At 60.9% G+C, this 12,765-nt stretch carries 5 protein-coding genes; 2 read left to right on the forward strand and 3 right to left on the reverse strand.

Annotated elements, in window-relative coordinates:
- The first annotated feature begins 486 nt into the window (after nucleotides 1-486).
- Entirely contained in the window at nucleotides 487-1,551 is a 1,065-nt protein-coding gene (aroG, locus tag AC07VH_RS15050) for a 3-deoxy-7-phosphoheptulonate synthase AroG (protein ID WP_494788482.1), read from the forward strand.
- An 84-nt stretch (nucleotides 1,552-1,635) separates the two neighbouring features.
- Here the strand turns inward: aroG and AC07VH_RS15055 are convergent, their stop codons facing one another.
- From AC07VH_RS15055 to AC07VH_RS15065, 3 genes are all read right to left on the reverse strand, one after another.
- Nucleotides 1,636-4,287 (reverse strand): TonB-dependent receptor, encoded by a 2,652-nt coding sequence (locus tag AC07VH_RS15055; RefSeq protein ID WP_475416409.1) that lies wholly within the window; start codon nucleotides 4,285-4,287, stop codon nucleotides 1,636-1,638.
- A 356-nt stretch (nucleotides 4,288-4,643) separates the two neighbouring features.
- Nucleotides 4,644-7,322: a TonB-dependent receptor gene (locus AC07VH_RS15060; protein WP_494788405.1), complete on the reverse strand. Its 2,679-nt coding sequence runs from the start codon at nucleotides 7,320-7,322 to the stop codon at nucleotides 4,644-4,646.
- A gap of 180 nt (nucleotides 7,323-7,502) precedes the next feature.
- Nucleotides 7,503-10,283, reverse strand: coding sequence for a TonB-dependent receptor (locus AC07VH_RS15065; protein WP_494788404.1), 2,781 nt, complete (start codon nucleotides 10,281-10,283; stop codon nucleotides 7,503-7,505).
- Nucleotides 10,284-10,906: 623 nt separating this feature from the next.
- On the opposite strand from AC07VH_RS15065, the gene AC07VH_RS15070 reads away from it, so the two are divergent.
- A complete protein-coding gene (locus AC07VH_RS15070; protein WP_494788403.1) occupies nucleotides 10,907-12,751 on the forward strand; it encodes an ABC transporter substrate-binding protein in 1,845 nt (614 codons plus the stop codon).
- Nucleotides 12,752-12,765 lie beyond the last annotated feature (14 nt).

Raw genomic sequence — 12,765 nt, forward strand, 5'->3', positions numbered from 1 at the left:
AAGGTCAGACAGGAAAAGGTGAGGTGCACCTTGAAGTCTTGGCCGTGCGGCCCGGCCGGGATTCGATCTACATCAGTAGTGCGCCGATTACCATGGTCAAAACGGATTGGCGTGGTGTGCGTGCCACGGCGGCCACAGCGTTGTCAGGGCGGTGATGCCAGTTCGCGGCGCGCAACTTTTTATGCTTTTTGACGTATTTTTCAGTGTAAAACGGCTGCGGCATGCGGCTTTGCCGACAAATACGCTTGCCAACCCTTGTAATTTAGGTTTATAGTCATTCATCACTTATGGATGAACCGCATGTTTGCTCGCCACTTTTTTACCGCTTATTTTTACTTTAGCAATTCCAACCCAAAAGGCGGTGGAGTAGCGGTCGGTTCACGTAGCAGCAAAAAACGAGATCCCAGCAAATTCTAAAAAACCGCCACTGATGGCGGTTTTTTTTTACCCGGATGTTTTACCCTTCCTTAAATTTTGGAGAAAATGATGCCCCGCACTGATGATCTGCGAATTCGCGAAATGAAGGAATTGACCCCGCCGTCCCACCTGATCCGCGAATTCGCCTGCTCGGAGCAAGCCGGACTGACCGCCGCCAGCGCCCGTATCGCCTTGCACCGTATTTTGCACGGCCAGGATGACCGCCTGATGGTGGTGATCGGGCCTTGCTCCATCCACGACACCAAGGCGGCGATGGAATATGCGCGCCTGCTGGTCAAGGAACGCGCGCGGTTCGCGGGCGAACTGGAAATCGTCATGCGCGTCTACTTCGAGAAGCCGCGCACCACGGTGGGCTGGAAGGGCCTGATCAACGACCCGTACATGGACAACAGCTTCCGCATCAACGACGGCTTGCGCATGGCGCGCGAACTGTTGCGCGATATCAATGAGCTGGGCTTGCCAGCTGGCACCGAGTTCCTCGACGTGATCAGTCCGCAATACATCGCCGACCTGATCAGCTGGGGCGCCATCGGCGCGCGCACGACGGAATCGCAGGTGCACCGCGAGCTGGCGTCGGGACTGTCGTGCCCGGTCGGCTTCAAGAATGGCACGGATGGCAATGTGAAAATCGCCGTGGAAGCCATCAAGGCCGCCTCGCAACCGCACCATTTTCTGTCCGTCACGAAGGGCGGCCACTCGGCCATCGTCTCGACCAACGGCAACGAGGATTGTCACATCATCTTGCGTGGCGGAAAAACCCCGAACTATGACGCAAGCAGCGTGGACGACGCTTGCAAGGCCATCGCCGCGCAGGGACTGGCGGCGCGCCTGATGATCGACGCCTCGCATGCGAACAGCTCGAAAAAACCGGAAAACCAGATCCCCGTGTGCGCCGACATCGCCAGCCAGGTGGCCGCCGGCGATGGCCGCATCGTCGGCGTGATGGTGGAGTCGCACCTGGTGGCGGGGCGCCAGGATTTGATCCCTGGCAAGGAATTGATCTACGGCCAATCCGTCACGGACGGCTGCATCGACTGGAGCACCAGCGTGGCCGTGCTGGAAAACCTGGCGGCGGCCGTGAAGCAGCGCCGCTTGCAGGGCGACGCGGAATAACATGGCGCGCAGCATGAAAAAAAGCCCGGAAAGCTAAGCTTTCCGGGCTTTTCAGTTTTGAGCTGGTATCAGTTGCGCAGCAGCTTAAAACTTGTACGTGGCGCGCACGTAGAAAGTACGGCCCAGCGGATCGGCGTAACGCGGATCGTAGCCGGACTGGAAGGTGCCGATCTGGTTACTGAACGGTGGATCTTCGTTCAGCAGGTTTTTCACGCCCACGGTGACTTCGGTGTTCTTGAAGCCCGAGTACGCGCCCGACAGCGACCATACCGAGTAAGCCTTGACGCTTTGCTCGAATTGCGGATCGACATAGTTCTGGTCGCGGTAGCCGCTCATGTACTTGTTCGACAGCGTGGCGTTCCATTTGTCCAGATTCCATTGCAGGGAGGCATTATGTCTCCAGCGGAATACCGGTGCATTGTCGCCATACACGCCCACGTTTTGCACGAATTCGCCGCCGCGTTCGTTCTGGTATTCATACTTCTGCACCCAGGTGCCGTCGAAGTTGAACGTGAAGTTGCCATACTGGCTGCGTGGCAATTTCCAGTTCAGGCCCAGGTCGATGCCCGAGGTGTGCATTTCGCCCAGGTTGCCCAGGGTGGCCAGCACGTAGTCGAGCTTGCCGTCAGCGGTATAGATGAAGTTGCTTTGATACTTGGCGTAGTTGTCGAACAGGGTCTGTTCGGCCACGGTGCCGATCTTGTCGCGCAGCTTGATCTGGAAGTAATCGAGCGAGACGGTCAGCGACTTGGTCGGCTCGATGACGATACCGGCGCTGAAGGTCTTCGATTTTTCCGGGCCGACGTCCGGATTGCCGCCCGAACGGATGTACTGCTGCGCGCCGCAGGCCACATTGCTGTTGGCGCCAGGGATCGGTACGCCGCCTGGGCACAGGCGTGGATCGTCGTACTTGTTGGCCGTGAAGGTCTTGGTTTGCGGACCATGCAGGTCATACAGTGTTGGCGCGCGGAAACCTGTGTTGTAGGAGCTGCGCAGCAGCACCTGGCTCGTTGGCTGCCAGCGTACGCCGACTTTCGGGTTGAAGCTGCCGCCGACGTCGTTGTAGTGGTCATAACGGGCTGCCAGCGACAGTTCCAGGTCTTTTACGACAGGAATGCTCAGTTCCGAGAAGATGGCGGAGATGTTGCGGCTGCCCGACTGGTTCTGCGCTTCGGCGTAGCCGGAACTCGATGCCTGGCCGGCCAGGTCGCGGTTCACATTGTATTCGGCCTTGTCGTTGCGGAATTCCGTACCGACGGCGAAACCGACTGCGCCAGCCGGCAAGTTGAACAGCTCGCGGCTGATCTTCGCATCGACCGCGGTGCTGGTCATCTTCGCGCTCAGGTATTCGCCTTTCAGGACGGAATCCTTCAGGTACGCGGTGCCAGCGGCGCTCTGCTCGCCGAACGGATTCAGGATGCCATTGCCGATGCCGTCGATGATGCGCTGGTCATTCAGGTAGCCGCCCGTGAAGGCACTGGTGGCCTTGCTGACGGAGTAGCTCAGGCCGACGTTGTAGTCCCACGCGCCCAGAACGCCTTCGGAAGCCAGTACCAGGCGGTCCGAGGTGCTGGTGTCGAAGCCGCTGCGCTGGCCCGACGCCACTGGACGCCAGCTGATGTCCAGCGGCTCGCCCGACAGGCCAGCCACGGCTGGCACGCCGCCGCTGCCGCCTGGGTAGTACGGCGAGCTGGACGACATGAGGATGCCGATGTTCGACATCGGCGGCGGCGAGATGCGTGCTTCGTTGGTGCTGCGCGAGTGCAGGTACTCGATGGTGGCCAGGTGATCCTGGTTCAGCTTGAAGCTGGCCTTGCCCAGGAAGGATTCCTGCTGGGTTTTCGGAATGGCCTGGATGAATGGCGTGACATCCATGGCGCACGTGCTCTTGCCCGAGGTATTCTTGTACAGGTTCTCACCTACGCAACCGCCGGCGAAGGCCGGGTTGCCGATCAGGCCATTGCCCGTATCGTAGAAGTTGGCGGGGAAGGTGGTGCCGCTCAGGTTATCCACGCCCTTGCTCGGGATGTAGCCGCTCTTCGAGAAGGAACGGTCGGCCGTGCTCAGCGCCGACTGGCGATGCACGTCGACAACGCCGAAGACGTTGAAGCCATCCTTGTTCAGGTCGCCATAGCCGCCGGACAGGTTCAGGCGCGACTCGTCGCCGCCGCCCGCTTTCTGTGGCTCGTAATGTTCGACCGTGACGGAGCCGCCTTTGACGGAGCGTTTGGTGATGAAGTTGATCACGCCGCCGATGGCATCGGTACCGTAGATCGCGGAGGCGCCGTCACGCAGCACTTCGACACGTTCCAGGGCAGAAATAGGGATGATGTTCAGGTCGACGGACGAACCGTTGAACGGGTGGCTGGCGATACGGCGGCCGTTCAGCAGGACCAGGGTCTTGTCGCCGCCGATGCCGCGCAGGTCGGCGACGGACTGGCCGCCCGTGCCGGAACCGACGGATTGCGAGCTGCTTTGCGAGCTCTGATTCATGGAAATGGTGGACAGGACTTCCTGCGCCGTCGTCAAGCCTTGCTTGGCGAAATCGTCAGCCTTGATCGAGGTGATCGGCAACGCTGTCTCCGATGCCAGGCGCTTGATGCTCGAACCCGTGACTTCCACGCGTTGCATGGCGCCATCTGTTGTTTCTTGTGCGTACGCGGCGTGCATGCTCAGGGCCATGCCGCCTGCAAACATCAGGCGCAGCGACCGCGATATTACATTTTCTATCATCATCTGAAATTCCTTGTTATTGTGATAAAGGCGGCAATTATTTTGAAATAACTTGTTGCTCACCAACAATTTATTTGCCTTTTTGAAAATCCACCAATGAAAATTCTGTAAATTTTCTGGGCCCTCATCAAAACATTCACGATTCAGATTGTCAATTTCGCGCGGAGTTTTTGGACGAAATGCAACATTTCCCTGTTTTTTTTGTAATCCTTCAGCAATAAAGTATCGTGAGCCCTTGTCAGCCTTGCTCAGATGCGTAAAATAAAACGGCGCACATCATCGCTGATGGCGCCGCTTTTCTGTTGCTGGCACGCTGTTGCCAGCGCTGCCTGCTTTATCACTTGATCTGAAAATTTCCCTTAAAACGTATAGCTGCCGCGCAAGTACCAGGCGCGTCCGAGCGGGTCCGTGTAGCGCGGATCGTAGCCTTTCTGGAACAGGGTGCCCTGGTTCGAGAACGGTGGTTCCTTGTCGAACAGGTTTTTCACGCCGGCCGTCAGCAGCAAGCCTTTCCACGCGTAGCTGCCCGACACGTTCAGCAGGCTGTACGACGGCACATCGTGGCGGAACTGCGGATCCACCTGGTTCTGGTCCGTGTAGCCGGACTTGAACGATTGCGACACGGTGGCGCCCCAGTTGCCCATGCGCCAGTTCAGGGCCGCCGTATGTTTCCAGCGGAACACGGGATTGTTGTCCGCATAGCGGCCCACGTTGGCGATGAAGGCCCCGCCGCGCTCGTTCTGATAGTCGTACTTGTGGGTCCACGTGCCATCGACCGACACGCTGAAATCGCCATACGCGCCACGGCCCAGGCGTGCATTCAGGCTGACGTCGATGCCGTCGGTTTTCACTTCGCCGAGGTTGTCGTTCAAGTCCAGGATGGCGTAGGGCGAACCATCGGGATTGCGCAGGAACAAGGCCTTGTATTTTTCGTAGTTGCCGAAGATCGATTGCTCGGGCAAGGACGAAATCTTGTCCTTCAGGTGGATGTTCCAGTAATCGATGGCAAGCGTGACTTCCTTGACGGGTTCGAGCACGAGGCCGAAGGCGAAGGTGGTGGATTTCTCCGGTTTCAGCTTTTCATTCCCGCCTTGCAGCTTGAATTGTTGCAAGTCGCAATCGCGCAGGGGATTGGCGCCCGGCTGCGGCACGCCGCCCGGGCAAAGGATAGGGTCGTCGTAGGAATCGTTGGTATCGTTCTTCGACGGCGGCGCATTCTTTTCAAACAGGGTGGGCGCGCGGAAACCCGTGCTGGCCGAGCCGCGCAGCACCAGCGCGCTGCTGGCCTGGTAGCGCAGGGCCAGCTTTGGATTGGTGGTGCTGCCCACGTCGCTGTAATGGTCGAAGCGGGCGGCCAGCTGCACTTCCAGGTCCTTGATCAGCGGCAAGTTGACTTCGCCGAAGACAGCTTCGATGGTACGCGAACCGCTCTTCGACAGCGAGCCCGACAGACCGGAACTGGCGGCCTGACCGGCGATATCGCGGTTGACGTTGAAGTCGGCCTTTTCGCGCCGCACCTCGCCGCCCAGCGCGATGGCCAGCGGACCGCCGGCCAGCTGCATCAGTTCGCGGCTGCCCTTGATGTCGAAGCCCGTGGTGGTGACCTTGGCACTCTGCACCTCGCCGCGCAGGGCCGTGCTGTCCAGGTAAGCCTTGCCGGCCGCATCCTGCTCGCCGAAGGGATTGAGGATGCCGTTCAGCACGCCGGCGGCAAAGCCCGCATCCTGCACATAGCCGTTCGTGAATTTTTCCGACGACTTGCTGATGGCATGGCTCAGGCCCGTCTTGTAGTCCCAGCCGGCCAGCTCGCCTTCGAGGGCCAGCACCAAGCGGTCGGCCTTGCCGTCCGAATCGATCTGCCGCTGGCCCGCCTCGACGGGGCGCCAGTTGACGCTCAGCGGCTGGCCCGACAAGCCCGGCTGGGCCGGCACGCCGCCCGCATTGCCCGGATAATATTTGCTACTGATGGGCAGAATCAGGCCCGTTTGCGGCGGCGGCGCCGTGCGTGCCTTCACCTTGTTTTCCGAATGCAGGTATTCCACCGTGGCCAGGTGGCCGCCGCCCAGCTTGAAGGCGCCCTTGCCGAAGAAGGCTATTTGCTGCTGTGCGGGCAAGTTGTCGATCTGGCGCGTGTAATCCTGGCGGCAGGTGCCGTTCGCCGGCACGGCCGGCACCGACAGCGGCGGCAGGCAGCCGCTGGCCGCGTAGGGGTTGCCGGCCAGACCATTGCCGCCGTTGGCCGCCGCGTCGAAGTAGTTGCCGGGGAAGGTGGTGCCGCTGGTCAGCGACAGGCCCCGCTCGGGAATGATGCCCGTCCTGGAAAAATCGCGGTCCTGCGAGGTGAGCACATTTTGCTTGTGGTAGTCGAGTACGCCGAAGATATTGTAGCCGTCGGTGTCGAGCTTGCCGAAACCCGTCGACAGGTTGATGCGGTGCTCGCCGCCGCCCTTGTGTTCGGGCGAGACGACTTCGGCGGTGATATTCGTGACGTTGACGGAGCGCTTGGTGATGAAGTTGATCACGCCGCCGATGGCGTCCGTGCCGTAGATGGCCGAGGCGCCGTCGCGCAGCACTTCGACTCTTTCCAGGGCCGCGATGGGGATGATGTTCAGGTCGACGCTGGCGCCGTCATACGGATGGTTGGCGATGCGCCTGCCGTTGAGCAGGACCAGGGTCTTGTCGCCGCCCAGGCCACGCAAGTCGGCGCTGGCCTGGCCGCCCGTGGGCAAGCCGCTGGTATTGCCGCCGACGGCATTGCCGCTGCCCATACTGGAGGAATTCGAGGGTATCTTGCTGAGCACTTCCTGGGCCGTCGTCAAGCCCTGTTTGGCGAAATCCTCGGCCTTGAAGATGGACAGCGGCGTGGCCGTTTCCGAGACGAGGCGCTTGATGGAGGACCCGGTGACTTCGACGCGCTGCATGGCGGGCGGCTCGCCGGCGGCGCCGGTGTCCTGCGCCATGGCCGCATGGCCATACGCGCCGATCAAGGCTGCGCACAGCAGGCGCAAGGTAGGGGAGGGACTGCGGGTTTGCGTCATCTGACACTCCTGTGGCTTGGTCATGGGCCAAGTGGCCTGCACGGGAGTTTTACAGGCGCGCAGCAGGTAAGGTTTGCGCTGGCGCAATAGGCATGTGGATGAGTGAACTGGCGCCACAGCCGCGGACGAAAAAAAGGCGGTGATTGCTCACCGCCTCGCGTCAGGGGGCCTTGTGTCAGCTTAGAAGAACTTGTAGCTGGCGCCCAGTTTGAAGTAGCGGCCGATGGCGCCGCTCGCATCCATCGGGTTGTAGCTCATGCCGCCATAGGTCAACGGGTCGAGCGGGGCGATCTTGTCGGTCACGTTGTTGATCGAGGCAAACAGTTGCAGCTGTTTGTTGACGTTCCAGCGGCTCGACAGGTCGAGCGTGGTGAATGATGCGAGCTTGCAACCGTTCGGCGCGGACGTGCCGTCGGCCAGCTTGGACGCGCATGGCTTGCCTTCAAACAAGATATTCTTCATGTCCGAACGGTAGTTCAGCACGCCGCTGACGTTCCAGTTGCCCAGGTCCCACGAGCCGGTCAGATTGATCTTGTCCTTCGGCGTGCCGGCGCAGTTGGACGTGTCGCAATTGCCATGCGTGCCGGCGAACTGGTAGCGCACGGTGGCCGACTCGGCCCGTACCCATGAGGCGATGTGGGTCCAGGTCAGGCCGAACGTGGCGCGGCCGTAGTCGCCCAGACGCACGCGCTGCTTGACGTCCAGGTCGATCCCCTTGATCTCCGTGAAGCTGGAGTTGCGGTACGGCGCCTTGGTGATCAGCAAGGTGCCCGTGTTCGGCACCACCACGCCATTGATGGTCAGGTTGTTGTCGGCGCGGACGGCCGTCGGCAGGGCGGCCGCTTCGTTGTACGGCAGCGGGTTGATCTCGTTTTCGCGCTTGATCTTCCAGGCATCGAGCGACAGGCTGGTATCGTTGAACGGATCCCACACGAGGCCCAGGGTGTAGCCCTTGGACTTTTCCGGCTTCAGGCTGGGGTCGCCAATCTTGACGGCCGCCACCTGCAGTTCGCAATCGCTGGCATTGGCGCCCGGCAAACGGGTGCCGCCCGGGCAGCGCACGGGATCGCTGACGGTCGAGGTGCCCGTCGATTGCGAGTTGGCATTGCTTTCCGCCGGGCCCGGCGCGCGGAAGCCTTCCGAATACGTGCCGCGCACGGCGAAGGTCTTCAGCGGCGTCCACTTGGCGCCCAGTTTCGGCGTGGTCGACGAGAAACGGTCATATTTGTCGTAACGCAAGGCGCCCGACAGTTCCACCGTCTTGATGACGGGCGCCAGCACTTCGAGGAACACGGCCGAGACCTTGCTGTCGCCCTTGGCCGCCACATAGCTGGAGTTGATGGAACCGTCCTGCGTGCCGGACAGCGATGGATTGTCGAGCTTGTCGCGGCGGTGTTCCGCGCCCACGGCTAGGCCCATGGCGCCGCCCGGCAACTGCATCAGTTCGCGCGATGCCTTGAAGTCGATGATGTCGAGCTTGGTGGTGGAATCGGAAGTGGCGTTCGTCACCATGGCCGCGTACAGCGAGGCGGGATTCTTGTTCGCCTGCGCGCCGATGTAGTAGGGGAAATACTTGCTGTTCGGATTGCCCAACGCATCCTTGACGACGGCCATGTTCAGCATATTGCTGTAATCGAGGTGCAGCTTCGATTCCGAATGCGTGTAGCCGGCATCGTAGTCCCAGCCCATGGCGTTGCCCTTGACGCCGAGCACGATGCGGTTGAATTCGTTGTTCGCCTGGCGCGTGCTGGCGCCCACGTCGAAGGCCTGGTAGCGCACGCGCACGGGCACGCCATACGGATTCTGCGGATGGTTGGCGGCCAGCACAATGGTGGTGCCGGCGCCGGAACCGTAGTTGACGACGCCAGTCGGGCTGGTGGCGTTCGGCGGGAAGGCGATGGTCGGCGTGATCGATGGCGGGATCAGGGTGAAGGCCGTATCGCGCTTCGAGTAGCCCGCTTCCGCATACACCTGGGTATCGGCATTGACTTGCCAGGTGCCGCGCGTGTACAGGTTGATCGATTCGATCTTCGGCTGCATCGAGCGGAACTGGTCGTGGTGCCACAGGCAGCCGCCCTTCGGATCTTGCGGCGAGGAAACGGACAAGCTGGAGCAGCCGGGCAGGGACACGTAATTGTTGGTGACGGGATCGCGGATCAGGCCCGTCGGCGCGGCATTCGCATCGTTGTTGCCATTGATGTAGCCGCCGGCGAACTGGGTGTTGATCGCATAGCCGTATGGGCGCAGGTCGGCCTTGCCTATCCATTTGCGTCCCGCGCGGTCATTGTTCATCAGCATGTCCGATTTGCTGTACTCGGCATTGAGGACGAAGTTGAATTTGTCCGTATCCAGGTTGCCCTTGCCGAAGGTCAGCGAGGCGCGGTGCTGCTTGGCGTCGCTGTCGCCGGAGATGCCCGTGTCGCCTTTCAGGGTCAGGCCTTCGAAGTCCTTGCGCAGGATGATGTTGACCACGCCGGCGATGGCGTCCGCGCCGTAGGTCGACGATGCGCCATCCTTGAGGATTTCGATGCGCTCGACGATCTGCATCGGCACGGTGGACAGGTCGGTAAAGCTCTTCTGGCCGTCATCGGCGCGCGCGAACGGCGCCATGCGGCGGCCATTCAGCAAGACGAGGGTCGAGGTGGCGCCCAGGCCGCGCAGCGAGATGGCCGTGGAACCGGCGGCAAAGCCGTTGCCGAAGCCCGTCGGCAGGGAGCCGGCGCCATCGGCGGTCAGGGTTTGCAGGTATTCGGCGACGGTGGCCTTGCCCGATTTCATCAAGTCGTCGCGGGTGATGACCTGCACCGGCGATGCGGTCTCGGCCGTGGCCCGTTTGATGCTCGACCCCGTAATTTCCACACGTTGTACATTGGCGTCTTGCGCCATTGCCGGCGCAGCCATCATGCCCAGGCTGAGCGCTGCTACGCTGCCCGAAAAAATCAGGCGTACGGAGCGGGACATCACTGTTTCCATCATCATTCTCAGAACTCCGAAAGTGTGCTCGGCCGGCCCTTGTAAGGCACAGCTTTGCCAGGGTGATAAAGATTGCTGCGTCGGCAATCGCTGTGGGTCAAAACGGCATACTGTCAGTTGCCGTGAGTGATAAGACCATTTGCCGAGAAACCTTGTCAACGCGCACGCATGTACTTTCATCATGGAAACAACAGTGTTTTTTATAATGTTGACGTGTTTCAATATTTGCAATTATCTTGATGTTGCATTGCGATGCGTATTTTCCGTACTGCGATAAAAACGGTTGTCATTCGAGGCCGTAAGGGTTACTGCCAGGCCGGTTTTTCATGGTGGCGCCTTGTCTTTGTTGCGCTGCGGAAGATTCGCTCCGCAAGGCGGGTGGCCATGGCGGCGCGCCACGCCCCTGCTGCGGCTTTTCGCCCGGCGAACGGAATATGCGTTATCGTTACGCCTTTTTCCAGCTCGCCTGCCTGCGGGCGCGGCTGGGGATGAACAAGGCATAGATCTTGCGAGGATGGACTGGTTTTGGCGGTGGAATCCTGTATCCCAGGGGGAAGCCAGTACAAGCGCACCAATACGGTGCGACAGATAATCGAGATGAAGGGTATTACATGAAGTCACCATGGATGCGGCGCGTGGCGCTGCTCGCCTGCTTGGCCACCCTGCCGCTGGCCGCCGTTGCTGCGGATGCCACCCCTGCCGCCGCGGCCGCGCCGGTGAAAACCTTGCGCTATATCCTGCCGGCCGCCGAGACGGGCTTCGATCCGGCCACCGCGCGCGACCTGTATTCGAACCACATCACGCAGGCCGTCTTCGACACCCTGTACACCTATGACTATCTGGCGCGCCCCGTCAAGGTGGTGCCCGGCGCGGCGGCCGCCATGCCGGAAGTGTCGGCCGACGGCAAGACCTACACCATCCGCCTGAAAAAAGGCATCCTGTACACACCCGACGCTGCGTTCGGCGGCAAGCGCCGCGAACTGACGATGGCCGACTACGTGTATTCGTGGAAGCGCCTGTTCGACCCGCGCCTGGCGTCGCCGCACAGCTGGCTGTTCGAAGGCAAGGTGGTGGGCCTGGACGACCTGGCGAAGGACGCGGCCAAGTCGAACAAGCTCGATTACAGCAAGAAGGTGGCGGGACTGGAAATCCTCGACCCGTACACCTTGCGCATCTCGCTGACCAAGACCGATTTCAATTTCCCCATGATCCTCGCCTACGTGCCGACGGCCGCCGTGGCGCGCGAAGTGGTGGAAAAATACGGCGACGTGAAGGGCGAAGTGGGTTCGAATCCCGTCGGCACCGGCTATTACACCCTGGGCGAATGGACGCGCGGCAACCGCATTGTCCTCAATCGCAACCCGCAGCACTTGCCGGAAACGTGGAATTTCATGGCCGGCGACGACCCGGACGACCAGCGCATCGTGCGCCAGATGCAGGGCAAGCGCATTCCCGCCATCGACCGCATCGAAATTTCCGTGATGATCGAAGACCAGTCGCGCTGGCTGTCGTTCCAGAGCGGCGGCACGGACGTGTTCTGGCTCGACGGCCCGCTGGCACCGAAGGCATTGCTGAACGGCAAGCTGCGTCCCGAGCTGGCGGAGAAGGGCGTGCAACTGTCACGTTTGCTGGACCCGGAAATCAGCTATTACTACTGGAACATGGAAGACCCGACCCTCGGCGGCTTCAGCAAGGAAAAGATCGCCCTGCGCCGCGCCATTGCCATGGCACACAATATCGACGAGGAAATCCGCATCATCTGGAATGGCCAGGCCAAGCGCCTCGACTATCCGATACCGCCCGGTGTCGTCGGCTACGATCCGCACTATAAATCCCTGCTGCAATACGATCCCGTGCTGGCGAATAAGCTGCTGGATAAATTCGGCTACAAGAAGGGCGCCGACGGCTGGCGCACCTTGCCGGACGGCAAACCACTCTTGATCCGCTACGCTTCGCGCAACGAAGCCAACGGCGTGCTGCAGGCGGAAATGTGGCGCAAGACGTATAACTCGCTGGGCATCCGCATGGAAAACGACCGCATGATCTTTTCCGACATTCTAAAAACGGAAAAGCAGTGCAAGATGCAGACGCGCACGGCGCCATGGTTGGCCGACTATCCGGATGGCGACAACTTCATGCAGCTGTTCTACGGCCCCAACACGCACCAGAACAACAATGGCTGCTACCAGGATCCCGAGTACGATAAATGGTACGCGGCCAGCCAGGCCATGCCGGCCAGTCCCGAGCGCGACGAGCTGTTCCACAAGATGGCGCGCCGCCTGGAAGTCAATGCGGGCGCCCTGATCGGCTATGCGCGCTACCGCAACATGCTGGCGCAAAAGTCGGTGCTGGGCTACAAGAAGCACCCGATCCTGTTCCAGGAATGGGCGTACATGGATATCGACAGCACGGGCGCGCCAGCGGCGCCAGCCCCTGCGGCCTCGGCCAATAAATAAGCGACGCTTATAAC

It is taken from the genome of Janthinobacterium sp. GW821-FHT03C10 (genome assembly GCF_059420865.1).

Excerpts from the sequence above, each read along its gene's own strand:
- AC07VH_RS15060 (WP_494788405.1), bottom strand. The coding sequence starts at position 7,322 with ATGACGCAAACCCGCAGTCCCTCCCCTACCTTGCGCCTGCTGTGCGCA.
- AC07VH_RS15055 (WP_475416409.1), bottom strand. The coding sequence starts at position 4,287 with ATGATGATAGAAAATGTAATATCGCGGTCGCTGCGCCTGATGTTTGCA.
- AC07VH_RS15070 (WP_494788403.1), top strand. The coding sequence starts at position 10,907 with ATGAAGTCACCATGGATGCGGCGCGTGGCGCTGCTCGCCTGCTTGGCC.
- aroG (WP_494788482.1), top strand. The coding sequence starts at position 487 with ATGCCCCGCACTGATGATCTGCGAATTCGCGAAATGAAGGAATTGACC.
- AC07VH_RS15065 (WP_494788404.1), bottom strand. The coding sequence starts at position 10,283 with ATGTCCCGCTCCGTACGCCTGATTTTTTCGGGCAGCGTAGCAGCGCTC.